Source organism: Staphylococcus sp. LKG3-1 (assembly GCF_048568385.1).
GTDB lineage: Bacteria > Bacillota > Bacilli > Staphylococcales > Staphylococcaceae > Staphylococcus > Staphylococcus saprophyticus.
This window is the reverse complement of sequence record NZ_CP183796.1, coordinates 706,622-732,079: the sequence shown is the minus strand read 5'-3', so window position 1 is coordinate 732,079 and position 25,458 is coordinate 706,622. Positions and strand designations below refer to the sequence as shown.

Sequence of the window (25,458 nt, the reverse complement as noted above, 5' to 3'; positions counted from 1 at the left end):
GTTCACGAAGTTTTAATTCTTGCTATATTTTAATATTGTGTTATGATTATTCCATAAGATAGTCATCTGTAGTGTTCGTAAGTTTGCTTCATATTTGGGCCTAACACTCTTTGATCCGGGAGCCCAATGGGTTTTCTTGCAGCGCACACGCCTCATTTAGGAGGACTTGCAAAACAAGAAACAGGGCACCCACCTGTTATAAGCAGGCCGAATGATCAAGCATTTTATAACTACGGCACTAACGGACTCTATCGGTACGCAAGACTTCGGTCTTGCGTATTTTTTTGATATTAAACGATAAACTATACTTTTAAAATACATGAACGACGAAAATATAATTTTGACAATATGATTTTTTAAAATAAATAATTTTTTATGAATAAGGAGTATGACATGAAACACCAATTTTCTAGAAATGAATTAGCATACGGTCAGGAAGGCCTGGCGCTTTTAAAACAAAAGACTGTTGTTATCTTAGGTGTAGGTGGCGTAGGTTCATTCGCAGCTGAGGCACTTGCAAGAACTAATATTGGACATATTATTCTTATAGATAAAGATGATGTTGATATTACTAACGTCAACAGACAACTTCACGCTTTGACAACAACCATTGGGCAAAGTAAAGTAACATTGATGGAGGAACGCATTAAACTTATTAATCCTGATTGTAAGTTGACATCTCTGCATATGTTTTATACTGAGGATACATATGAGGAATTATTTAATAATTATGATATCGATTATTTTGTCGATGCAAGTGATACAATTATGTATAAAGTTCATCTTATGAAAGAGTGTTTGGATAGAGGGATTTCTGTGATTTCGAGCATGGGTGCGGCAAATAAAACAGATCCTACAAAATTCCAAATTGCCGATATCTCAGAAACATATATGGATCCAATGGCTAAAATCATTCGTAGAAAATTAAAAAAATTAGGTATAACCAAAGGGGTACCAGTGGTTTTTTCTGATGAAAGTCCAATCGTCATTAGAGAAGATGTTAAAGAAACTGTTGGAGACGCAAATGCTTCAACAAGAAAGGCACAAATTCCACCTTCATCTAATGCCTTTGTACCGAGTGTAGTGGGTTTAATTAGTGCTAGTTACGTTGTTAATGACATTTTAAAAGATATACCTGTAACTAGAATTAAGGATAAAAAATAATAAGTGCTACAAAAGACTATTTTTGTGCGATATTTAATTCAAACAATTAAAAGTAATAATAAAGCCTAAATTAAAAAGCACTAATCCATCTTCATTGGGTTAGCGCTTTTTATATTTGTAAGGCTTAAAATAGAAAATGATTTCATCGTATTTGAGGTAATGTGGCTTTAGCCTTTATTTTTTTGCTGCGATTGATTAATATGATCGAACACAGCTTTAAATTGTTGCTCACTTTTTGAAGTTGTTTTTGGTTCATAGTATATTCTATTTTTCAATTTATCTGGTAGATATTGTTGTGCGACAAAACCATTTTCATAGTTATGTGGATATTTATAACCGATAGAACGAGCAAGTTCTTTTGCACCAGCATAATGACCGTCTTTTAGATGATCTGGTATTTGACCAACATGACCTTTTCTAATATCGGAAAGGGCTGCATCAATCGCACTGATACCTGAATTTGATTTTGGAGATAAACAAAGTTCTATGACTGCTTGACTTAATGGGATTCTAGCTTCAGGAAAACCTAATCTTTCAGCTGATTCAATTGCAGCTAGTGTACGTTGACCTGCACTTGGAGAAGCTAGTCCAACATCTTCAAAACTGATTACCAGTAATCTTCTAACTATTGTGGGTAAATCCCCAGCTTCAATTAAACGGGCAAGATAGTGTAACGCAGCGTTAACATCACTACCGCGGATTGATTTTTGGAATGCACTCATCACATCATAATGCATGTCGCCATCTTTATCACTTACAAAAGCGCCTTTTTGTAGGCAATCTTTTGCATCTTGCAAAGTAATATGTCGTTGTTGATCAATATTTTCCGAACTCAATACGGCTAGTTCCAAGGCATTTAATGCACTCCTAACGTCACCTTGACTTTGGGTTGTAAAATAAGCCATAGCGTCTTCATCGACCATTGGATTGTAGCTAGCTAAACCTCTTTCAGAATCATTTAATGCTCTATCCAATGATACCCTGACATCGTTTTCGTCAAGTGGATATAACTCGAAAATTTGAGCACGAGATCGAATCGCAGGATTTATCGCATGATAGGGATTTGACGTCGTAGCACCGATTAACACAATTTTTCCATTTTCTAAATGTGGTAATAAAAAATCCTGTTTCGCTTTATCTAAACGGTGGATTTCATCTAGTAATAAAATAACTTGTCCAGACATTTTTGCTTCTTCTACAATGAGTTGCATATCTTTTTTAGTATTTGTAACAGCGTTTAACTGTCTGAATTTAAATTGAGTACTTCCTGATATGGCTTTCGCGATACTCGTCTTACCAATACCAGGAGGTCCATAAAATATCATTGAAGAAAGTCTTTTAGTTTCAACCATTCTTCGAATAATTCCTTTTGGTCCAACTAAGTGTTCTTGAGAAATGATTTCATCGATATTATTTGGACGCATTCTTGAAGCTAATGGTTCATTTGTCAAAATCTTTCACACCTTTCTTATTCTATATTAACTTAAAAAATGATAGAATGTTAATATATAGTATTCGAATTAAGTGAGGTAATATAATGAAAATTTCAACAAAAGGAAGATATGGGTTAACATTAATGATATCGCTTGCCAAAAAAGAAGGCCAAGGATGTGTGTCATTAAAATCGATAGCAGAAGAAAACAACTTAAGTGATCTGTATCTAGAGCAATTAGTAGGTACATTAAGAAATGCCGGATTAATTCGAAGTGTTCGTGGTGCAAAAGGTGGCTATCAATTAAGAGTACCAGCGGATGAAATTACTGCTGGTGATATTATACGCTTACTTGAAGGACCAATTACCTTTGTCGAAAGCATAGAGTCTGAACCACCTGCACAGAAACAGCTTTGGATCAGAATGAGAGATGCGGTAAGAGATGTACTTGATAATACATCTTTAAAATATTTAGCTGAGTATAAAGAAACTAATAACTTAGACGGTTATATGTTTTATATTTAATGTGTAAGCTATCATTTTTTATTAGTTTATATATCTATGTTAGTAAAAAACAAAAATTTTTTATTTGTATGTTTAATTAGTTTACTGAGTGGTATGTATATTATATATCGCAAGGAGGTAATTATTATGGCAGATGAAAATAAATTTGAACAAGCAAAAGGTAATGTGAAAGAAACAGTTGGAAACGTTACTGATAATAAAGAATTAGAAAACGAAGGTAAAGAAGATAAAACTTCAGGTAAAGCTAAAGAGTTTGTAGAAAATGCAAAAGATAAAGCTAATGAAGTTATCGATAAATTCAAAAAATAATTTACACTAATTCAATTAATTAAATGGAGCGATTCATATGGCTGAAAATTTCTTTGAAAAAGCAAAAGAAACTGCAAAAACAGTATCAGATAAATTAAAAGATACAGATAATGAAAAAGCTAAACAAGCATCTGAACAAATCGATAAATTCACTGGTGGCAGTGATAACGATAATAAAGATGGTAAAAAAGAAAAAGACGAAAAATAATAGTTTATTCGATTAAATAAAAAGCACAACTTACTTTTATAAAGTAAGTTGTGCTTTTTTATCATTACTTGAGTTGATATTCCAATGTATAGTACACATACGCGCTCTAGTGCATTGAATTTTATCAGTGTTGTATATAACATAATGTTATAGAGATTCAATCACATGTTTTAATTTACGGTAAGATTCTACCTGTGCATCTTGATCGTAAATGTAGCTTATTGCCATTAGTTCGTCTATCTCACCATGTTCTTCAATAAATGAAGTTAATTTAGCTTTTACAGTTTCTTCTGATCCTATTAATGATTGAGCCATTCTCTGTTTCGCTAATTCAAATTCAGTAGGCGTTAATAAACCTCTTAAATCGTCTGTTGGCGGTTGAACTGGTTGCATTCTTCCTCTAGTTATACTGACCATTACTTGTGCTTGTGTCGTTGATAAGTATTCAGCTTGTTCATCTGTATCTGCGACGATTGCATTTAAACAAACGATAACGTAAGGTTCACTTAATACCTCTGATGGTTCAAATAATTCTTTGTATATTTGTATAGCATCTTTCATCTGTTGAGGAGCAAAGTGACCCGCAAATACATAAGGAAGGCCTTTACGCGCAGCTAAATGAGCCGAGTCAGTGGAAGAACCAAGTATATAAAGTGGAACGTTTTTGTTTACTGCAGGATACGCGCGAACATAAGCCTGTTTATTTGCTGGTCCGAAATAAGTTGCCAATTGTTCAACTTCTTCAGGGAATTCATAAACGCCATTATGCTGGTCTCTTCTTAACGCGCTAGCCGTCATCATATCTGTTCCTGGTGCACGACCTAAACCTAAATCTACACGATTTGGAAACACTGTTTCCATTGTACCGAATTGTTCAGCGACAACCAGAGGTGCATGATTAGGTAACATGATTCCTCCAGATCCAACACGTATTTTTGAAGTATGTTCTAGAGTGTGTTGGATCAACAATGCGGTCGCTGAACTGACTAGATTAGGCGCGTTATGATGTTCGGCAATCCAATAACGCTCATAATCTAAGGATTCTAATTGTTGTGCTAACGTCACCATATCTTCTATGGCATTCTGGTCATTTTGACCTTCACGAATTGGCACTAAGTTAAGTGCCGATAACTTTAAGTCTTTCATAATTAACGTAATCCTCCTTTAAATAACTAATATAAAGAAGTATAACAGTGGTTTTTAAACTTGCGTAAGAAATTGCTCACTGTTATAATTAATGAAATTAAAATGAGAGGTGGCTCAAGAAAAATACTATGGATAATGCTCATAAGGTAAATAACAACGATGTACAAGAAAATAAAACTATTATGGGATAGGCATTGTCTGGTTAGTATTTTTATGTGAAAGCACCTTATAATCTTTTACAGTTATAATATTTAAAGATGTGTCATGTCCTTATTGAGAGCGAGGAAGATGATATGTCTTTTTATTTTTCAGAAAAACCATTTGAACAGTTTGGTAAAATATTGATAGAAGACGTAAATATTGATATTGAACTAGGTAAGCATGTTGCAATGATTGGTGATAATGGTGTCGGCAAGTCAACATTGTTAAATGCTTTAAATTTAAAATATGAAACGCAATCATATTTAATGAAGCAAGACTTGACGCAAGTATTTGATTTAACCGCGATGACCTTTATCATTTCAATATTTCCTGAGGTTGCAACTTTGAAAACGCAAATTGTAACCCATTATGACAAGATAAGTGATTATATCGCTTTAAATGGTTATGAGATAGAACAAAAAATAATTACTACCGCAAAGCGGTTTAATATAAGTGAACAAGATTTAGATAAGCCAATACGATTATTAAGTGGCGGACAACAAACAAGCGTTGCATTAATCAGAGCGTTTATATCTGAAAAACCGCTAATTATATTAGATGAACCTACAAATCATCTTGATCAAGCAATGCTAGATAATTTAATTTTAGAAATAAATAAGTCTAAGCAAACGATACTCTACGTTTCACATCACCGTGGTTTTATAAATCAGACTGCGAGTCATGTTTATGAAATCACTAAAAAAACATCGAGAAAATTTCAAGGTGATTATAATCAATACCATTCAGTCAAACAATTAGAATTTCAATCTCATAAAAATGCATATGATAAGCAACAAAAAGAAATCAAAGCGCTGGAAGAATCAATTGCACGCGTGAATGAATGGCATTCAACTGCCAAAGCTACGACAAGTGTGCGTGATCCTAAACAACAAAAGCGTCTTAGCAAACTAGCTAAAAAAGCAAAAGTAAAAAATGCTCAGTTAACACATAAATTAAATGAAAAGCAGTTAGAGTCTCCGGATAAACAGGATAGAAAGTTTCATTTTAATGATGAACAATCAGTGCATAATCGAGAATTAGTGAAATTAGAAGATATATGTATAGGTATTGGACAAAAAATAATTTATAACAAAGCAAATTTTGAAATTAAAAAAGATGAACATATTTTATTAACTGGTCCGAATGGTAGTGGTAAATCATTACTAATTGCGCTTATAAGACAACAAGTGAAACCGGATAAAGGTACAGTTTATGTAACGCCTTCAGTAAAAATTGCGTATTTTGATCAACAAAATAATAATTTGAATTACAGACAAACACCATTAGATATGGTCATGTCAATAGATCATATGACATGTAGTTATGCTCAAACAATCTTGGCTTCGTTCGGTTTTGATAAAGATAAAATACAACAAACGATTCGTTCTTTATCTATGGGTGAAAAAAGTAGATTGCAATTTGTACTATTGTTTTTTTCAAATGCTAATTTACTCATTTTAGATGAACCAACGAATTACTTTGATATTACAACGCAAGACTTAATTTTAAATATGATCAAACAGTTCAAAGGACAAGTTTTGATTGTTACACATGATTTATATTTACAAAAACATTTTGATGCGACACATTGGGTTGTAAAAAACAAACAATTACTTAATGTTACAATGAATAGTGAACAAAAAATTAATACGCAAAATACGTTGAATTTATTAAATGATTTCAGAGATATAGATGAAAATGGCCATTTTGAAACAGACGACTAGAAAAATAAATTATATGGTGCTATTATTGGAACATTGATAAAAATTTAAGGAGTGTCAAACATGGAAGTATATGCAGATTATGCTGCAACAACACCCGTCAAACAAGAAGTTATTGATAAAATGATGGAAGTCTATTCAGTACATTTTGGTAATCCGTCATCAATTCACAGCATGGGTAGGGATGCCAGAAAATACTTAGATGATGCGCGTCTTACAATTGCTAAATCGTTTAATGCTAAGCCAAGTGAAATCATCTTTACTAGTGGCGCAACTGAATCAAATAACACTGCAATTAAAGGTATTGCTTATGAGCACATGCACAAAGGTAAACACATCATTACTACTAAGATTGAGCATCATTCTGTACTTCATGTATTTGAACAACTCGAAAAAGAAGGTTTCGAAGTTACTTATTTAGAAGTGGATAAAGAAGGATTGATTAACCTTAATCAATTAAGAAATGCACTTACTGAAGAAACCATTTTAGTTTCAATTATGTTTGTTAATAATGAAATTGGGACTGTTGAACCTATGTATGATATTGAAGAAATTGTTTCAGAATCGAATGCATTATTCCACGTTGATGCAGTTCAGGCTATTGGACACTTAGAAATTGATTTCCATGATTTTAATATGGATGCTATGAGTATTACTGCACATAAATTTGGTGGTCCAAAAGGTGTCGGCGTACTTTTGCTAAAAGAAGAAACTAAATTGAAGTATCAACAATTAGGTGGAGAACAAGAAGCAAAACGTAGAGCTGGTACTGAAAATGTGCCACAAATTGTAGGTTTAGCTGAAGCAATCAAATTAGCTAATGAGCATAGAGATGAAAATAATGTGCACCTTATGAATTTAAAGAATTTGTTTCTAGTGTCGTTACAAGAGCGCTCAGTTCCTTTTGAACTCAATGGATCCATGACAGATTCAACAGGACATATCATTAATTTATATTTACCGTTTGTAGATGTTGAAACAATGCTCACATTATTAGATTTATCAAATATTTATGTATCATCAGGCTCGGCATGTACAGCAGGAACAACGACGCCATCACACGTGTTACAAGCAATGTATAGTGATGATGAGCGAGCGAAGCACTCAGTTAGATTTAGCTTTAATGAACAGACAACAGAACAAGAAGTTAAATATATAGTTTCAGAAATTCACAAAATATACCATAAATTTAGGGAGGAAATGTAGTTGTCAAATAAAGATACACGCGTAGTAGTTGGCATGTCAGGCGGCGTTGATAGTTCAGTTACAGCACATATTTTAAAAGAACAAGGATATGATGTAATTGGCATTTTTATGAAAAATTGGGATGATACAGATGAAAATGGATTTTGTACTGCAACAGAGGATTATAATGATGTTATCGCTGTATGTAATCAAATAGGTATTCCATATTATGCAGTTAATTTTGAAAAAGAATATTGGGATAAAGTGTTTACTTATTTCTTGGACGAATATAAAAAAGGACGTACACCAAATCCAGATGTTATGTGCAATAAAGAAATTAAATTTAAAGCATTTTTAGAACATGCGTTAAAACTCGGTGCAGATTATGTTGCAACTGGACATTATGCACGTGTGCGTCGTCATGAAGATGGTCATGTTGAAATGCTAAGAGGTGTTGATAATAATAAAGATCAAACATATTTCTTGAATCAGTTATCTCAATCCCAGTTGTCACGTGTGATGTTCCCGATTGGAGATATAGAGAAAAAAGAAGTACGCAGAATAGCAGAAGAACAAGACCTAGCTACAGCTAAAAAGAAAGATTCAACAGGAATCTGTTTTATTGGCGAACGTAATTTCAAAGAATTCTTATCACAATATTTACCAGCACAATCTGGAGAAATGAGAACACTAAAAGGTAAAAAAATCGGCACTCATGCTGGCTTGATGTATTATACAATTGGTCAACGTCACGGATTAGGTATTGGTGGCGATGGTGATCCATGGTTTGTTGTAGGTAAAAATTTAGATGACAATATTTTATATGTGGAACAAGGATTCCATCATGACGCATTATACAGCGATTACCTTATAGCATCTGATATCTCTTTCGTAAATGATGTAAATCTAGAAAATGGTTTCGAATGTACAGCTAAATTTAGATATCGTCAAAAAGATACGAAAGTATTTGTAAAAAAAGAAAACGAAAATGCTATACGCGTGATATTTAATGAACCAGTTCGCGCTATTACACCTGGCCAATCTGTCGTTTTATACGATGGTGATGTATGTTTAGGTGGCGCTACGATAGATGACGTTTATAAAGAATCTGGTCAACTAAGTTACGTTGTATAAATATTAATTTTGAATTTTATTCGAAATCGTTAGAAAGCTATTCAATATAGTAACTAGCGATTTCTTTTTTTGAAATTATCATTTCAAATACCGTGGTAAATGTTATAATAAGTAGTCAGAAATGAGGGTTAGAAATGAATCAAGAACAGATATATAATTTAATTAAACAGGGCAATTTTGAAGAAGCATTAAAAGCATTATTTGAAAACATAGAAGCAAATCCAAAAGAAGTAGAAAATTACATAAATGCAGGGATTTTATTAGCTGAAGCGAACGAAGTAGATAAAGCAGAAAAATTCTTTCAACGTGCAATTACTTTAGATCCGCAAAATGGCGCAATCTATTATAATCTCGGGAATGTATATTACAATGAAGGCCGTTTTAATGAAGCGATTAAATTGTATCAACAAGCGTTGAAATTTAACGTTGATCAAGTCGATACTAACTATATGATTGGCATGTCATTTAATCAATTAGAAGCATTTAAAGAGGCTTTACCTTTTTTAATGACTGCAGCAGAACAAGATGACCGTCATGATGTTGAGGTTCAATTTCAGTATGGACTTGTACTTTGTCATTTAGAAATGTTTGATCAAGCGATAAAGCAACTTAAGTCGGTGTTAGAAATGGATAATAAACAATCAGATGCATTATATAATTTAGGTTTGGCAACTTATATGCAGACTGAAGATACAGCACAAGCAATTGAATATTTTGAAGCTGCTGTAGACGCAAATCCAGAACATGTTATGAGTCAGCATGCTATAAAAACATTTAAATCTATCGCAGAGGAGGAATAACTGATGGGAGACCCTACACTATTTAATAATTCAATGATTAAAGGAACCGTTGATGCGATTTTATTTCAAAATAAAGAAAATTTTTATACGGTTTTAAAAGTTGATACAATTGAGTCAAGTGAAACATTTGATTCAATGCCTACGATTGTAGGGTTTTTCCCAGAAATTGCTGAAGGTGATGTTTATACATTCAAAGGCCAAGTTGTTACACATCCGAAGTATGGTAAACAACTTAAAGCTGAAACGTTTGAAAAAGAATTACCACAAACTAAAGAGGCAATTATTAGTTATTTATCAAGTGATTTATTTAAAGGTATTGGTAAAAAAACTGCGCAAAGTATTGTTAATAAACTAGGTGAAAATGCTATAAACGATATCTTGAATGACCCGTCGGTATTAGAGCAAGTACCTGGTTTACCTAAGAAAAAGCAAAAACAAATTGCTGAACAAATTGCTAGTAATCAAGAGACGGAGCAAATTATCATACGCTTACATGATTTAGGGTTTGGACCAAAACTAGCTATGGCGATTTACCAAGCGTATTTAGGAGAAACACTTAATGTTGTTGAAAATAAACCCTACCAACTCGTATATGATGTAAAAGGAATTGGATTTAATAAAGCTGATACCTTAGCACGAAATGTTGGAATCCAGTTCAATGATACAGAAAGACTAAAAGCGGGTTTGTTATATGTACTTGAAGAGGAATGTATTAAGCAAGGACATACATATTTACCTACTCAAAATGTATTAGAAATGACTCAAGATATGCTTTCTCAAGCACCTAGTGAAATAATAGAAATGCAACAATTGAATCATGTATTACAAGAATTGGTAAATGATACCAAACTCATTCAACAAGAAAATGAAGTTGCAATTCCGAGTTTATATTATTCAGAATTAAAAAGTGTGCAGAATCTTTATCGCAATTATGCGTATACGAATAAACTCAAACAAATAGAACAGTCTGATCTTTTAATGAAGATTGGAGAAATTGAAGAGCGCAATCAAGTTAATTATGCAAATTCACAAAAAGATGCGTTACAGACTGCTATTAATTCTAAAATTATGTTACTCACAGGTGGTCCTGGTACAGGTAAAACAACTGTGATAAAAGGTATTGTAGAATTATATGCAGAAATTCATGGTCTCTCATTAAATTATGATGATTATCAAAATGATGATTATCCAGTCGTATTAGGTGCGCCTACAGGAAGAGCTTCAAAGCGTTTGGCAGAGTCGACAGGTTTAGAAGCCATGACAATTCATCGCTTAATCGGATGGAATCAGGATACACAACCGGAAGATATTTTAGATAATGAAATATCAGCAAAATTAATTATCATTGATGAGATGTCTATGGTTGATACATGGCTGTTCCACCAATTTTTAAGTGCAGTTCCAATAGATGCACAAATCATTTTAGTAGGTGATGAAGATCAATTGCCTTCTGTAGGTCCTGGTCAAGTATTTAAAGATTTAATTGATTCAAAAGTGATTCCTCGTGTTAATTTAACAGAAGTTTATAGACAACAAGATGGTTCTAGTATTATTGAATTAGCGCATCGGATGAAACTAGGTGAACCGATTGATATAACCCAACGTTTTCATGATCGAAATTTTATAAATTGTAATACAGATCAGATTCCGACAGTTGTGGAAAAAGTTGTTTCAAGCGCTGTGAATAAAGGCTATGATATGAGTGATATTCAAGTGCTTGCACCAATGTATAAAGGGTCAGCAGGCATAAAAAAACTTAATATGGTATTACAAGATATTTTAAATCCTAAGGATAAAGATACACGTGAAATAGAATTTGGTGATGTGCTTTTTAGAAAAGGTGACAAAGTCTTGCAACTTGTAAATAGGCCTAATGATAATATTTTCAACGGTGATATTGGTGTAATCGTGGGTGTTTTTTGGGCAAAAGAAAATGCGTTGAACAAAGATGTATTAGTCGTTGATTTTGAAGGTAATGAAATTACTTTTGTTCGTCAAGATATAATAGAATTAACTCATGCTTATTGTACGTCGATCCATAAATCACAAGGTTCTGAATTCCCAATAGTCATCATGCCTATGGTAAAACAATACTTTAGAATGCTACAAAAGCCCATATTATATACTGGCTTAACAAGGGCTAAACAATCCCTTGTCTTTTTAGGTGATCCGCAAGCCTTTGATATTGGTTTAAAAACGCATGGACAAGTGAGAATGACACAGTTATGCACATTTTTAAAAGCCTACTTTAATAACGATGCATCTACTGAAGAAGAAATCAGCGACACATTTGATGCTGATATCATTCTAACTGAAGACAATATTTTTAAAATTAACCCAATGATTAATATGGGAGATATTTCCCCATATGACTTCGTTGAAGATTGACATGTGACAAGAAAATAAATACAATATAATTAACTTCACATAAAGATGAGTAAATTATACTGAGCGAAAAGAGATGTACTGGTTGGTGAAAAGTACAGTCGGTATAGTTGAATGCTACTTTGTGTCAGCAAGCATAATAACTAATTAAGTGATAAGTGTATTTTAGGGAATTAAAGTCAGTCGTTTGATCTGTATGATACTTACAATTAAGATTGAATTAATTTGTTAACACTTATAACTAGGGTGGTACCGCGAAACGTTCGTCCCTTTTATGAGGATGGGCGTTTTTTATTTTCTTTTTTAATTATTTAAAGAACTAACATGAGTTGAGATGGAGGAATTTTAAGTATGAAAAACTTAAAAGCAAGTGAAATTAGACAAAATTTTATTGATTATTTCGTAGAAAAAGGCCATATGGTAGAACCTTCTGCACCATTAGTCCCTATTGACGATGATTCACTATTATGGATTAATTCTGGTGTAGCTACATTGAAAAAATATTTTGATGGTAGAGAAACACCTAGAAAACCAAGAATAGTTAATTCTCAAAAGGCAATTCGTACAAATGATATAGAAAATGTTGGCTTCACAGCACGTCATCATACATTTTTTGAAATGTTAGGTAACTTTTCAATTGGGGATTATTTTAAGCAAGAAGCTATAGAATTTGCATGGGAATTTTTAACAAGTGAAAAGTGGATGGCAATGGACCCTAAACTTTTATATGTAACAATACATCCAGAGGATAAAGAAGCGTATAGAATTTGGAATGAAGACATTGGACTTGAGGAAAGTCGTATTATTCGCATTGAAGGCAACTTCTGGGATATTGGTGAAGGTCCATCAGGTCCGAATACGGAAATTTTCTATGATCGTGGAGAAGATTTTGGACAAGATGATCCTGCAGAAGAAATGTATCCAGGGGGAGAAAATGAACGTTTCCTTGAAGTATGGAATTTAGTGTTTAGTGAGTTCAATCACAATAAAGATCACACTTATACACCACTGCCCAATAAAAATATTGATACCGGCATGGGTCTTGAAAGAATGGCATCACTTGCTCAAAATGTGCGTACAAATTATGAAACAGACTTATTTATGCCTATCATTCATGAAGTAGAAAAAGTATCAGGTAAAACATACTTGGAAAATGATAACTATGATGTGGCATTTAAAGTGATTGCCGACCATATTCGTACAATTGCATTTGCCATTGCAGATGGTGCACTACCAGCTAATGAAGGAAGAGGATATGTTTTACGTCGTTTATTACGTAGAGCAGTAAGATTCAGTCAATCATTAGATATTAATGAACCATTTATGTATCGTCTAGTTGATATTGTAGCTGACATTATGGAACCATATTATCCTAATGTTAAAGAAAAAGCAGACTTTATTAAGCGCGTCATTAAATCAGAAGAAGAACGCTTCCATGAAACATTAGAAGAAGGTCTAGCTATTCTAAATAACTTAGTTGCACAAGCGAAAACATCTACCCATGAAATCAGTGGTAAAGACGCTTTTAAATTATATGACACTTACGGCTTTCCAGTTGAGTTAACAGAAGAAATTGCGACACAAGAAAATTTATCAATAGATATGCAAACATTCGAAGAAGAAATGCAACAGCAACGAGACAGAGCAAGACAAGCAAGACAAAATTCACAATCTATGCAAGTTCAAAGTGAAGTATTGAAAAAGATTACCACAGATAGCACATTTGTTGGGTATGATGTTATGGACAAAGCCTCTGTCATCACAGATATTATCCAAAATGGTGAACTTGTAGAATCTGCAGAAGCAGGAGAGACGATTTACTTTATTTTACGTGAGACACCATTTTATGCTGTTAGTGGTGGTCAAGTGGCAGACCAAGGTACAATTAGTAATGAAAACTTTGAAATCGCAGTTACTGAAGTGACTAAAGCACCAAATGGTCAGAATTTGCACAAAGGTGAGATTCAATTTGGTACTGTTAAGAAGAATGCTGAAGTTTCAGCGAGTGTGAATCACAAAGAACGTCGTTCAATCAAGAAAAACCATAGTGCAACACATTTATTACACGCTGCATTAAAAGAAGTCCTTGGAGATCACGTTAATCAAGCAGGTTCACTTGTTGAAGCAGATCGTCTAAGATTTGACTTTTCACACTTTGGCCCAATGACACAAGAGGAAATTGACACGGTTGAGCGTCGTGTTAATGAAGAAATTTGGAACAGTATTGAAGTAGATATTCAAGAAATGCCAATTTCTGAAGCAAAACAACTAGGTGCTATGGCACTTTTCGGTGAAAAATATGGTGAAATTGTAAGAGTTGTAAATATGGCCCCATTTTCAATTGAATTATGTGGTGGTATTCACGTGAACAACACATCAGAAATCGGTTTATTTAAAATAGTAAGTGAGTCTGGTACAGGTGCTGGAGTGCGTCGAATAGAAGCATTGACTGGTAAATCAGCTTTCTTATACTTAGAAACGATTCAATCTCAATTTAACGCAGTTAAATCGCAAGTAAAAGTAAAATCAGATGACCAAGTATTAGAGAAAATCGTTCATATGCAAGACAAAGAAAAAGAGCTTACAAAACAACTTGAACAAAAGAATAAAGAAGTGACATCATTAAAAATGGGTGACATCACTAATCAAGTAGAAGAAATTAATGGATTGAAAGTCTTAGCAACGGAAGTAGAAGTTCCTAATGCTAAAGCAATACGTGAAACTATGGATGATTTTAAATCAAAATTACAAGATACTGTTATTGTACTTATTAGTAATATAGATGGTAAGGTGTCATTAGTAGCTACCGTACCAAAAGCATTAACTTATAAAGTGAAAGCAGGAGATATCATTAAAAACATGGCTCCTGTAGTAGGCGGTAAAGGTGGCGGACGCCCTGATATGGCTCAAGGCGGCGGTACTGAACCAGAGAACATAACAGAATCATTACGTTTCATTAAAGATTACATTAAATCTCTATAAGTTGATTCGATTCTAATGTAGAATATAAGTAAGAACTTTTTTTACTCGATACAAAGGAGTGTAAGAACAATGGAAAATTTTGATAAAACAATGAAATTTAATTATGATGAAATTCCAAAAGAAGATGTCAAAACAGTATTACAAAATGTCTATCATACCTTAGAAGAAAGAGGATATAATCCTGTGAACCAAATTGTTGGTTACTTATTATCAGGAGATCCTGCGTATATTCCACGCAATAACGAAGCTAGAAATCAAATTCGTCGTATTGATCGCGATGATATCATGGAAGAATTAGTTTCAAACTATTTGCAAGAGAAATCGAATTAGTTTATGTTAAAGCATAAAATTATAGGATTAGATGTAGGAAGTAAGACTGTTGGCATTGCAATAAGTGATCTGATGGGTTGGACAGCCCAAGGATTAGACACACTCCGTATAGACGAAGAGAACAATGAATTAGGTATTGAAGCATTAGTAAAAATTATAAAAAGAGATAACGTTGGTACTGTAGTTATTGGATTACCAAAAAACATGAACAATTCTATTGGATTTCGAGGCGAGGCTTCGTTACAATACAAGGAGCAACTTCAAGAAGCACTGCCATCATTAGAAATAATTATGTGGGATGAACGTCTAAGCACTATGGCTGCGGAGCGTTCATTACTTGAAGCGGATGTTTCTAGACAGAAACGAAAAAAAGTAATAGATAAAATGGCAGCAGTATTTATATTGCAAGGCTATTTAGACTCATTACAATAAAAAGGAGCTTTTAATAATGACAGAGCATAACCATGATTCTCAATTAGAAATTAACAATGAAGAGGAATTACTTACATTATATGATGAAGAAGGTAATGAAGTCTTATATCGTAAAGTATTAGAATTTTTCCACCCAGAATTCAAAAAAGAATACGTTATTCTTGCTGAAGAAGGTGCAGAATCAGATGATGACGATTTAATTGAATTGGTGCCTATGATTAATGAGCCAGATGAAAATGGTGAAGGTGGCAAATTCTTACCAGTGGAAACTGACGAAGAATGGGATATGATTGAAGAAGTCGTTAATACAGAAATGGATGATCATGACCACGATCATGACCACGAATAATTAAAAAATCGTTCTTTAAATATAAGTCACTATGAAGTAAACCATACTGGAAAAGCAGTATGGTTTTTTTCTGTAAATAAACGAATAAAAATCGAATGATTAATGATAATTATATATTTAAGAGTTAACTAACTACGGAATTTATGCTTATATTATCGGGGTGTTTATGGTAAAATATATAAAGTTAAATTCAAACACATACGATTTTGAAATTGCATTTATTAATAATGGAATAGACCATATAAATGTTATATGTAAATATATTTTTCATCTTTACTAAAATTAAACTAGCACGAGCACCAATGACTAGTGTGATTGATAGTCTGTGCGGTAACTGATTAAGTTGAAAATACAATGATAATAGATGTTAAAGCATAATTTCTAAAGAAAATATGATGGTCATACATAAAATGACGCATTCTAGCGCAAATCTATAAGTATTTTGAGTTTTTAATTGGCCATTTTTGCCGGGATGGGGCAAGGAACCTTATGTGCAAAAGGCTTCTATACTACTCCCTATTTTATTGTTAAAACTTATGTATTATATTATAACGAAGGAAGTTTTGAAAATGGATAATAATCAATCCTATTTATTAAATTTACATAAACAAACCGATGAAACGATAGAGTCTTTGAGACCATATGCAGAAGCGAATAACGTCCCTATTGTAGACAGACTTACTTTAGAAATGATTAAGCAATTGATTAGGCTGCATAAACCACAAAATATTTTAGAAATTGGTACAGCGATTGGCTATAGTGCAATGCAATTTGCATCTGTATCTAAAGATGTACATATTACGACAATTGAACGTGATTCAGATATGCAACAGCAAGCAAAAGAAAATATTAGGAAATACGATTTTTCAAATCAAGTGACATTGGTTGAGGGTGACGCGTTAGAGCAATTTCATAATGTCGAACAAGAAAGTTTCGATATGATATTTATTGATGCTGCTAAAGCACAGTCTAAGAAATTCTTTGAATTATATACACCTTTATTAAAAGAAGGTGGCGTAGTTATTACGGATAATGTACTCTATCATGGCTTTGTTTCTGATATTTCAGTTGTGCGGACTCGCAATGTGCGCCAAATGGTTAAAAAGGTGATTGAATATAACGAATGGCTTATGAATAACGAAGCTTATACGACTAACTTTTTAAATATTGATGATGGATTAGCCATTTCAATTAAAGGAGAATCTAAATGACAGAATTATTAGTGACACCCAAATCGGTTAAACATATCGAAACATTAATTGAAAAAGGTGCTGATGCCTTTGTCATTGGCGAGCAAAAATTTGGTTTGAGATTATCAGGAGAATTTGATAAAGCAGCAATGATTGAAGCAGTGGATATGATTCATCGTAATGGTAAAAAGGCATATGCTGCAGTAAATGGTATATTCCATAACTATCATTTAAGTGCAGTTGAAGCTTATATTGATTTTCTTCATGAAATAAAAGTTGATCGAATTATCTTTGGAGACCCAGCTGTTGTTATGTATGTTAAACAACACACAGATCCAATTCCTTTACATTGGGATGCAGAAGCACTGGTGACTAATTATTTTCAATGTAATTATTGGGGAGCAAAAGGAGCTGCACGTGCACAACTTGCTAGAGAATTGAGTTTGGACGAAATCCTTAATATCAAAGCCCATGCGAATGTTGAAATTGAAGTTCAAGTTCATGGTATGACTTGCATGTTCCAATCTAAGCGTATGTTGTTAGGTAATTATTACACTTTCCAAGAACGTCAAATGAAGATCTCCCGTAACGATGAAACGAATGATTTATTATTATATGACGAAGAACGTGATAATAAATACCCAGTTTATGAAGATTATAATGGAACACATATTATGTCACCAAACGATATTTGCTTAATAGAAGAATTGGAACCATTACTTGAAGCGGGTATAGATTCACTGAAAATAGACGGCATCTTACAGTCAGAAAGTTATATCAATGTTTGTACTGAACAATACAGAGAAGCAATAGATCTGTATAATGAGGACCCAGATGCATATGAAGATGAAAAATTCATGCTTGTCGATCCAATAGAAGCAATACAACCGGAACATCGCCCGTTTGACGAAGGCTTCTTATATAAACAAACAGTATACTAATGGAGGTTAACTCGTGAAAATTTTAGAAGAAATTAATGTTCAAAATAAACCTAAAATGAAAAAGCCTGAACTTCTTGCACCTGCTGGTAATTTAGAGAAACTTAAAATAGCTATACATTATGGTGCAGATGCTGTTTTTCTCGGTGGACAAGAATATGGTTTGAGATCTAATGCAGATAACTTTACAATGCCAGAAATCCAAGAGGGTGTTGCATTTGCAAAGCGTTATGGTGCTAAAATATACGTAACCACTAATATAATTGCTCATGATGAAAATATAGACGGCTTAGACACCTATTTACGCGATTTAGCATTAACAGGTGCAACTGGTATTATCGTTGCTGATCCGCTTATAATTGAAACTTGTAAAAAAGTAGCGCCAGAATTGGAAATCCACCTTTCAACACAGCAATCACTTTCTAATTACAAAGCAGTTGAGTTTTGGAAAGAAGAAGGTTTAGATAGGGTTGTTTTAGCACGTGAGACAGGTGCTATGGAAATGAAAGAGATGAAAGAAAAAGTTGATATTGAAATTGAATCTTTTATACATGGTGCAATGTGTATTGCTTATTCAGGAAGATGTACATTAAGTAATCATATGACTGCGCGTGACTCAAATCGTGGTGGGTGTTGTCAAAGTTGTCGATGGGATTATGATTTATTACATATTGAATCTGATGGGGAATTAGATTTATATTATGGTGATCATGAGGTTGCACCTTTTGCAATGAGCCCTAAAGATTTGAAATTAATAGAATCGATTCCCAATATGATGGATATTGGTGTAGATTCTTTAAAAATTGAAGGACGCATGAAATCCATACATTATATTGCGACAGTAGTCTCAATTTATAGAAAAGTTATAGACGCATATGCAAGTGATCCAGAGAACTTTAAGATTAAGCCAGAATGGTTGATTGAACTAGACAAATGCGCTAATAGAGATACTGCATCTGCATTTATAGAAGGTACACCAGGTTATGAAGAGCAAATGTTTGGTCAACAAAATAAGAAAAATTCTGCTTATGATTTCTGTGGGTTAGTGTTAGATTATGATAAAGCGACTAAAATTGCTACAGTACAACAACGCAATAAATTTGAACCTGGACAGGAAATTGAATTTTTTGGACCAGAAATTGATACTTTTCGACAAGTTGTGGAAACAATTTATGATGAAGAGGGAAATGAACTTGATGCTGCACGCCATCCGTTGCAGATAGTTCAAATTAAAGTCGATCATCCAATTTATGCGAATAACATGATGAGAAAGGAAATTGGATAATGAAAAGTACAACAATAATAGGCATTGCCGGTGGTTCAGGATCGGGGAAAACATCCGTTACAAACGAAATAATGAAAAATTTAGAAGGTCATAGTGTTGCACTATTGGCTCAAGACTATTATTATAAAGACCAATCACATTTAACTTTTGATGAACGTTTAGAAACCAATTACGATCATCCATTTGCATTTGATAATGATTTATTAATTGACAATTTGAATGACTTGAGGAATGGTAAGCAGGTTGAAGTGCCAACATATGACTACTCAAATCATACGAGAAGTAAGGAAACGATTGCATTTGAGCCAAAAGATGTTATCATCGTAGAAGGTATATTTGCACTTGAAAACAAAACATTAAGAGATTTAATGGATGTCAAAATTTATGTTGATACAGATGCTGATCTGCGCATATTAAGACGTCTGCTTCGTGATACCGAAGAAAGAGGACGTACAATGGAATCTGTTATTAATCAATATCTGAATGTAGTTCGGCCTATGCATAATCAATTCATAGAACCAACTAAGAGATACGCAGATATTATCATACCAGAAGGCGGAAGTAATAAAGTAGCTATCGATATAATGACGACGAAGATTCAAACTTTAGTTAGTAAACAATAGTATTTATAAGTAAAGGAAGATGACATAATGGAAAACCAAAAGCAATATCCAATGACGCAAGAAGGTTTTGAGAAATTAGAACATGAGCTTGAAGAATTAAAAACTGTTAAACGACCTGAAGTCGTTGAAAAAATTAAAATTGCCCGTTCTTTTGGTGACTTATCAGAGAACTCAGAGTATGATGCGGCAAAAGATGAACAAGGTTTTATTGAGCAAGATATCCAACGTGTAGAAAACATGTTACGTAATGCACTTATTATCGAAGATACAGGTAATAATAACGAAGTACAATTAGGTAAAACAGTTACGATTGTTGAATTACCTGGTGAAGAAGAAGAAGAATATCAAATTGTTGGTTCTGCAGAGTCAGACGCATTTAAAGGTAAAATTTCTAACGAATCACCTATGGCCAAAAGTTTAATTGGCAAAAAATTAGACGATGAAGTACGTGTTCCACTACCAAATGGTGGAGAAATAAATGTTAAAATCGTAAATATCAAATAAGTTTTAGTGCAAAACCCCCCACACATGTTAAATGTCTGGGGGGATTTTACACTTTGCTAAAATATTTCTATACTTGCAGACTATATTCTGATAAATTGATAACAATTATAAAATTATTTAGGCTATCTATATTGATTCTTTTCATATAAGCCGAATTCATTATTTATTATAATCTATGATAATTATTTGCTATTAAACAGAAATTTATAATAAATGATATAATAGAAATGTTGAATGTACAACTTAGTTTGTTTTTATAATAAGTTGTGATAATTAACAAAGGGGGCAACGTTTCTGGAATATAAAATCATTAATGAACAAACCATCATGATTTATTTTGATGAACAGATTGATCCTGATACTTTTAAAGAAGTACAGCGAATAGAACAGTATATTAAGGATCAAAGTAATAAAACTATTTTAGAAATAATACCTTCGTATCGCGCAATTATGTTGACTATCGATATCACTCAAAGCGATGCGACAGAAATCATAAACAGCTTGGACTTAGGCAATGTTGATGTTGATGCAGGACTGACATCAAACTCACAATCTAAAATTTTACATATACCCGTATACTATGGTGGTGACCGTGGCCCAGACATAGAAACAGTCGCGAAACATAATCAATTAACTTCAGAAGAAGTTATTAAATTACATACTGAAAATACCTACCTAATATATATGCTGGGCTTTATGCCAGGTTTTCCATTTTTAGGAGGGTTAAATAAACAATTACATACACCCAGAAGAGAGGAACCGAGGACAAGTATTCCTGCGGGTTCTGTTGGTATTGCAAATAACCAAACAGGATTATATCCAAAATCTTCTCCAGGTGGTTGGCAAATTATCGGACAAACACCTATACAAGTGTTTGATATAAATCGAGATCCAATGTGTTTATACAACTCAGGAGATTATATTAAGTTTTATGCTATTAATGAACAAACCTTAAATCAGATTGAAGAGGAACAAAAAAGTAATCAATTTGATATTGAAAAGTGGGTGACAGTAAGTAATGAGTATTAAAATATTAACGCCCGGTTTGTTTAGTACAATCCAAGACAAAGGGCGAATTGGTTATCAAAATCAAGGGTTTTCAACAGCTGGTGCATTAGACATCTATGCGTATAGACTTGCACAAACATTAATTAATAATGAAGGACCTGCAATAGAAGTTACAATTATCGGCCCGTCCATTCAATTTTTAGCAGATAATACCTTTGTTATAACAGGTGCTCAGTTTGACGCTACTATTAATGATGAACCTATATCTCATCAAACGGTTATTAAAGCACAAAAAGGCGATATATTAAAGTTAAATTCAGCGTTACATGGTGCCAGAGGATACATAGCTTTTGGACAACCTATCAATGTACCTTTGATAGCTAATAGTTATGCCACACACACCCGTAGTCAAATTGGCGGCTATAAAGGACGAGCTTTAAAAAAAGGTGATGTATTGACTATTCAACAAAACGATCACTATTTATCTCAGATAGGTATAAGTGCGCGTATTGAAAATGAAAACGATGAACAACACACGATTCATATTATAGAAGGGCCACAAATAGAGCAGTTTTCAGAAGAAGTAAAAGCAAAATTAACATCTGAATCGTTTAAAATTTCAGAAAAATCTGACCGTATGGGATTCCGCTTACAAGACGAAAATATTGCGCCAACCAATTCTGCAGATATCATTTCAGAACCAGTAGCACTTGGTAGTATTCAAGTGCCTAACGATGGTAATCCCATTATCTTACTGAATGATAAGCAAACTGTGGGAGGCTATACTAAAATTGCAACAGTTTGTGCAGCTGATTTATCGATACTGGCACAAAAACAGCCAGGTGAAACCATCCGATTCCAATGGATATCAGTCGAAGATGCAATCAAGACACTAAAGCAAAAAGAAAAATGTTTTTCTGAAAAAAGAAAAGAAATAATAAAAAATCCAATTTTTAAAATAAAACAACTTCGACCAACAGCGTCACGAATCAAAAATTTATTAAAAGGGGAATTATAATGAATTTTGAAAAAATAGAACAGTTAATTAAATTAGTTAAAGAGAACGACGTTAAAAAATTTAAATATAAAGACTATGAAAACGAAATCGAACTTGATTTTACTGAGAATGATGCAAATCATATTACATCAAACCAAGCAGAAAAAAATGATAGTAATAAAATAGATAATGCTAAAAATGAAGAGAATGATTCAACAAATGAGCATACATATCAACAAATTAAATCTCAAATGGTAGGCACATTTTTCTTACAAGACGAAAAACAGTTAACAAACCCTATTATACAAGTGGGTGACGAAATTAAAAAAGGAGATACAGTCGGATATATTGAAGCGATGAAAGTGCTTAATGAAGTAACAAGCGATGTTTCAGGCGTTGTAGAAGAAATTTTAGTTGAGCACGGTTCGAGCGTAGAATACAATCAACTGATTGTTAACGTAAAATAAGTCAAATAAAGGGGTGTTTGCATTGTATCGTTGTCTGATAGCAAATAGAGGAGAAATTGCTGTACGTATTATAAGAGCGTGCAGAGAACTAAATATTGAAACTGTTGCAATCTATGCGATAGGTGATGAATCAAGTTTGCATGTAAGTTTAGCAGATCAAGCTGTTTGTATAGGTGAGGCAAATCCAATTGAAAGTTATTTAAACCAAGACAGAATTATTAGCGCAGCCAAAATAACACAAGCTAACGCGATTCATCCAGGGTACGGCTTTTTATCGGAGAGTGCATCGTTTGCCCAAAAAGTTGAAGAGAACGAGATTTATTTTATTGGTCCTACTAAGACAACTATGGAAATGATGGGGGATAAAATCACTGCTAGACAAACAGTTGATAATGTCGGTGTTCCTATTATTCCGGGTTCTACAAGTGCTGTTGATTCGATAAGTGAAGTGAAATCTATTGCTCAAGATATTGGTTATCCACTTGTGTTAAAAGCAGCGAGTGGTGGTGGCGGTAAAGGTATACGTATTGTCAAAGAAGAAGCGTCACTCGAAAAAGCTTTTAAAGAAGCTAAAAGTGAGGGTAAAAAGTATTTTGATGATGACCGTATTTATGTTGAAGCTTTCATCCCTATTGCAAAACATGTGGAAGTTCAAGTTATCGGTGATGGCAAAAATAATTTTATTCACTTAGGTGAAAGAGATTGTTCTGTACAAAGGAAAAATCAAAAGTTAATTGAAGAATCACCATGCGCTGCAATTTCTGAGTCGATGCGAGAAGCAATGTGTAATGATGCTGTTAAAGTGGCGCGTGCATCTCATTATCGCAGTGCAGGCACCATTGAATATTTAGTTACGGATGATGCGTATTACTTTATAGAAATGAATGCACGCATCCAAGTTGAACACACAGTAACAGAGATGAGAGCAAACAGAGACTTATTACAAGCACAATTGTATCTCATGCAACATAATGAACTACCATTCACACAAGAAGACATTACTTTTGATGGTCATGTCATTGAGGCAAGAATCAATGCAGAAAATCCAGAGAAACAATTTCAACCTACACCAGGCACTGTAGAAGCTTTACATCTGCCACAGGGCTTTAATATACGTGTTGATAGTTTGTTATATCACGGATATAAAGTTTCACCATATTATGATTCATTAGTTGCAAAGGTGATTGTGAAGTCTTCCACTAGACAACTTGCTATTAATAAATTAAAAGTAACACTTGATGAAATGGTCATCGATGGTTTTACGACAACTGCTGATTTTCTGTATGCTGTATTATCTTATCCTAAATATGCTGATGGTGATGCAAGCCAAGTAGACATTAAATTTTTAGATAGACATCAAATTTTAAAGGAGGAAGTATAAATGAAAGTAGATTTGAATTGTGATTTAGGAGAAGCGTTTGGTAACTATTCATTTGGTGGTGACAATCAAATTATTCCTTTAATAACATCAGCAAATATTGCATGTGGCTTTCATGCTGGCGATCAACATGTGATGAACGATACCATTAAACTTGCAAAAGACAACGGTATAGGTATCGGCGCACACCCAGGACTTCCTGATTTACAAGGCTTTGGCAGAAGAAATATGGATTTATCTCCTGCAGAAGTTTATGATATTGTTGTTTATCAATTAGGTGCATTGAATGGTTTTTGTAGAATTCATGACGTTAAGATTAATCATGTTAAACCGCATGGTGCACTTTATCAAATGGGAGCAAGAGATAAAGTTATTGCGCATGCTATTGCAAAAGCAGTTTATGACTTTGATCCGACTTTAATCTATGTGGGACTTTCTAATACTTTATTAATTTCAGAAGCACAGGCTTTAGGATTGTCCACAGCTTCTGAGGTTTTTGCCGACAGACGTTATGAAGACGATGGACAGTTAGTAAGCAGAAAAGAAGCTGATGCATTGATTACCAATACAGATGAAGCGATTAAACAAGTGATAAATATGGTTAAATTTCAAAAAGTAATTACAAAAAATGACAATACAATAGATATTAAAGCAGATACTATTTGTGTGCACGGCGATGGGGCACATGCAATTGAATTTGTAACACAAATTAGAGAACAATTAACGAAAGAAGGCATTTCAATTACAAGGCTAGGGGGCTAAGCA

At 33.5% G+C, this 25,458-nt stretch carries 25 protein-coding genes and 1 other RNA gene; 24 read left to right on the top strand and 2 right to left on the bottom strand.

Annotated elements, in window-relative coordinates; translation table 11 throughout:
• Positions 1-60 precede the first annotated feature (60 nt).
• Both ssrS and ACM595_RS03545 read left to right on the top strand, forming a co-directional pair.
• A non-coding RNA gene (gene ssrS, locus ACM595_RS03550) (6S RNA) lies at positions 61-252 on the top strand.
• A 141-nt stretch (positions 253-393) separates the two neighbouring features.
• On the top strand, positions 394-1,164 hold the full coding sequence (locus tag ACM595_RS03545) for a tRNA threonylcarbamoyladenosine dehydratase (protein ID WP_002483108.1): 771 nt from the start codon (positions 394-396) through the stop codon (positions 1,162-1,164).
• Between the two features lie 167 nt (positions 1,165-1,331).
• Here the strand turns inward: ACM595_RS03545 and ACM595_RS03540 are convergent, their stop codons facing one another.
• Entirely contained in the window at positions 1,332-2,615 is a 1,284-nt protein-coding gene (locus tag ACM595_RS03540) for a replication-associated recombination protein A (RefSeq protein WP_419744437.1), read from the bottom strand.
• Between the two features lie 86 nt (positions 2,616-2,701).
• On the opposite strand from ACM595_RS03540, the gene cymR reads away from it, so the two are divergent.
• The 3 genes from cymR (at position 2,702) to ACM595_RS03525 (ending at position 3,638) form a co-directional block, all read left to right on the top strand.
• The gene (cymR, locus tag ACM595_RS03535) at positions 2,702-3,121 is read left to right on the top strand and encodes a cysteine metabolism transcriptional regulator CymR (protein ID WP_002483110.1); all 420 of its coding nucleotides are present in this window, start codon (positions 2,702-2,704) and stop codon (positions 3,119-3,121) included.
• Between the two features lie 126 nt (positions 3,122-3,247).
• Entirely contained in the window at positions 3,248-3,430 is a 183-nt protein-coding gene (locus tag ACM595_RS03530) for a CsbD family protein (RefSeq protein ID WP_002483111.1), read from the top strand.
• 37 nt (positions 3,431-3,467) lie between these two features.
• A complete protein-coding gene (locus tag ACM595_RS03525; protein WP_162835595.1) occupies positions 3,468-3,638 on the top strand; it encodes a hypothetical protein in 171 nt (56 codons plus the stop codon).
• 147 nt (positions 3,639-3,785) lie between these two features.
• On the opposite strand, the gene ACM595_RS03520 is transcribed toward ACM595_RS03525, so the two are convergent.
• A complete protein-coding gene (locus ACM595_RS03520; RefSeq protein WP_069822035.1) occupies positions 3,786-4,784 on the bottom strand; it encodes an LLM class flavin-dependent oxidoreductase in 999 nt (332 codons plus the stop codon).
• Between the two features lie 293 nt (positions 4,785-5,077).
• Between ACM595_RS03520 and sal the strand changes: the two genes are divergently transcribed.
• The 19 genes from sal (at position 5,078) to pxpA (ending at position 25,455) form a co-directional block, all read left to right on the top strand.
• On the top strand, positions 5,078-6,709 hold the full coding sequence (gene sal / locus ACM595_RS03515) for a Sal family ABC-F type ribosomal protection protein (RefSeq protein WP_419744436.1): 1,632 nt from the start codon (positions 5,078-5,080) through the stop codon (positions 6,707-6,709).
• A gap of 60 nt (positions 6,710-6,769) precedes the next feature.
• Entirely contained in the window at positions 6,770-7,912 is a 1,143-nt protein-coding gene (locus ACM595_RS03510; RefSeq protein WP_041080572.1) for a cysteine desulfurase family protein, read from the top strand.
• Positions 7,913-9,025 (top strand): tRNA 2-thiouridine(34) synthase MnmA, encoded by a 1,113-nt coding sequence (gene mnmA, locus ACM595_RS03505; RefSeq protein ID WP_002483117.1) that lies wholly within the window; start codon positions 7,913-7,915, stop codon positions 9,023-9,025.
• 134 nt (positions 9,026-9,159) lie between these two features.
• The gene (locus ACM595_RS03500) at positions 9,160-9,825 is read left to right on the top strand and encodes a tetratricopeptide repeat protein (protein ID WP_115352934.1); all 666 of its coding nucleotides are present in this window, start codon (positions 9,160-9,162) and stop codon (positions 9,823-9,825) included.
• Between the two features lie 3 nt (positions 9,826-9,828).
• Positions 9,829-12,213: an ATP-dependent RecD-like DNA helicase gene (locus tag ACM595_RS03495; RefSeq protein ID WP_041080574.1), complete on the top strand. Its 2,385-nt coding sequence runs from the start codon at positions 9,829-9,831 to the stop codon at positions 12,211-12,213.
• A gap of 348 nt (positions 12,214-12,561) precedes the next feature.
• Positions 12,562-15,192 (top strand): alanine--tRNA ligase, encoded by a 2,631-nt coding sequence (alaS, locus tag ACM595_RS03490; protein ID WP_069822033.1) that lies wholly within the window; start codon positions 12,562-12,564, stop codon positions 15,190-15,192.
• Between the two features lie 69 nt (positions 15,193-15,261).
• A complete protein-coding gene (locus tag ACM595_RS03485) occupies positions 15,262-15,522 on the top strand; it encodes an IreB family regulatory phosphoprotein (RefSeq protein WP_002483121.1) in 261 nt (86 codons plus the stop codon).
• A gap of 3 nt (positions 15,523-15,525) precedes the next feature.
• Entirely contained in the window at positions 15,526-15,954 is a 429-nt protein-coding gene (ruvX, locus tag ACM595_RS03480) for a Holliday junction resolvase RuvX (protein WP_011302969.1), read from the top strand.
• A 16-nt stretch (positions 15,955-15,970) separates the two neighbouring features.
• Positions 15,971-16,303, top strand: a complete 333-nt coding sequence (locus ACM595_RS03475; RefSeq protein WP_002483123.1) for a DUF1292 domain-containing protein — start codon at positions 15,971-15,973, stop codon at positions 16,301-16,303.
• Positions 16,304-16,872: 569 nt separating this feature from the next.
• Positions 16,873-17,514, top strand: coding sequence for an O-methyltransferase (locus ACM595_RS03470; RefSeq protein WP_002483124.1), 642 nt, complete (start codon positions 16,873-16,875; stop codon positions 17,512-17,514).
• Positions 17,511-18,434, top strand: a complete 924-nt coding sequence (locus ACM595_RS03465; protein ID WP_002483125.1) for a peptidase U32 family protein — start codon at positions 17,511-17,513, stop codon at positions 18,432-18,434. Before ACM595_RS03470 ends, ACM595_RS03465 begins: the two co-directional genes overlap by 4 nt.
• Before the next feature lie 13 nt (positions 18,435-18,447).
• Positions 18,448-19,716: a peptidase U32 family protein gene (locus tag ACM595_RS03460; RefSeq protein ID WP_011302971.1), complete on the top strand. Its 1,269-nt coding sequence runs from the start codon at positions 18,448-18,450 to the stop codon at positions 19,714-19,716.
• A complete protein-coding gene (gene udk / locus ACM595_RS03455; RefSeq protein WP_011302972.1) occupies positions 19,716-20,339 on the top strand; it encodes a uridine kinase in 624 nt (207 codons plus the stop codon). The genes ACM595_RS03460 and udk overlap by 1 nt, the downstream gene beginning before the upstream one ends.
• 27 nt (positions 20,340-20,366) lie before the next feature.
• Positions 20,367-20,843: a transcription elongation factor GreA gene (gene greA / locus ACM595_RS03450; RefSeq protein ID WP_002483128.1), complete on the top strand. Its 477-nt coding sequence runs from the start codon at positions 20,367-20,369 to the stop codon at positions 20,841-20,843.
• Between the two features lie 294 nt (positions 20,844-21,137).
• A complete protein-coding gene (gene pxpB, locus ACM595_RS03445) occupies positions 21,138-21,872 on the top strand; it encodes a 5-oxoprolinase subunit PxpB (RefSeq protein WP_419744487.1) in 735 nt (244 codons plus the stop codon).
• A complete protein-coding gene (locus ACM595_RS03440) occupies positions 21,862-22,869 on the top strand; it encodes a biotin-dependent carboxyltransferase family protein (RefSeq protein ID WP_419744435.1) in 1,008 nt (335 codons plus the stop codon). The genes pxpB and ACM595_RS03440 overlap by 11 nt, the downstream gene beginning before the upstream one ends.
• Complete coding sequence (locus ACM595_RS03435; protein ID WP_325994158.1) at positions 22,869-23,315, top strand: acetyl-CoA carboxylase biotin carboxyl carrier protein; 447 nt, start codon at positions 22,869-22,871, stop codon at positions 23,313-23,315. The genes ACM595_RS03440 and ACM595_RS03435 overlap by 1 nt, the downstream gene beginning before the upstream one ends.
• Before the next feature lie 22 nt (positions 23,316-23,337).
• Complete coding sequence (locus ACM595_RS03430; RefSeq protein ID WP_419744434.1) at positions 23,338-24,696, top strand: acetyl-CoA carboxylase biotin carboxylase subunit; 1,359 nt, start codon at positions 23,338-23,340, stop codon at positions 24,694-24,696.
• On the top strand, positions 24,697-25,455 hold the full coding sequence (pxpA, locus tag ACM595_RS03425; RefSeq protein WP_069837983.1) for a 5-oxoprolinase subunit PxpA: 759 nt from the start codon (positions 24,697-24,699) through the stop codon (positions 25,453-25,455). It begins immediately after the preceding gene.
• Positions 25,456-25,458: the final 3 nt, after the last annotated feature.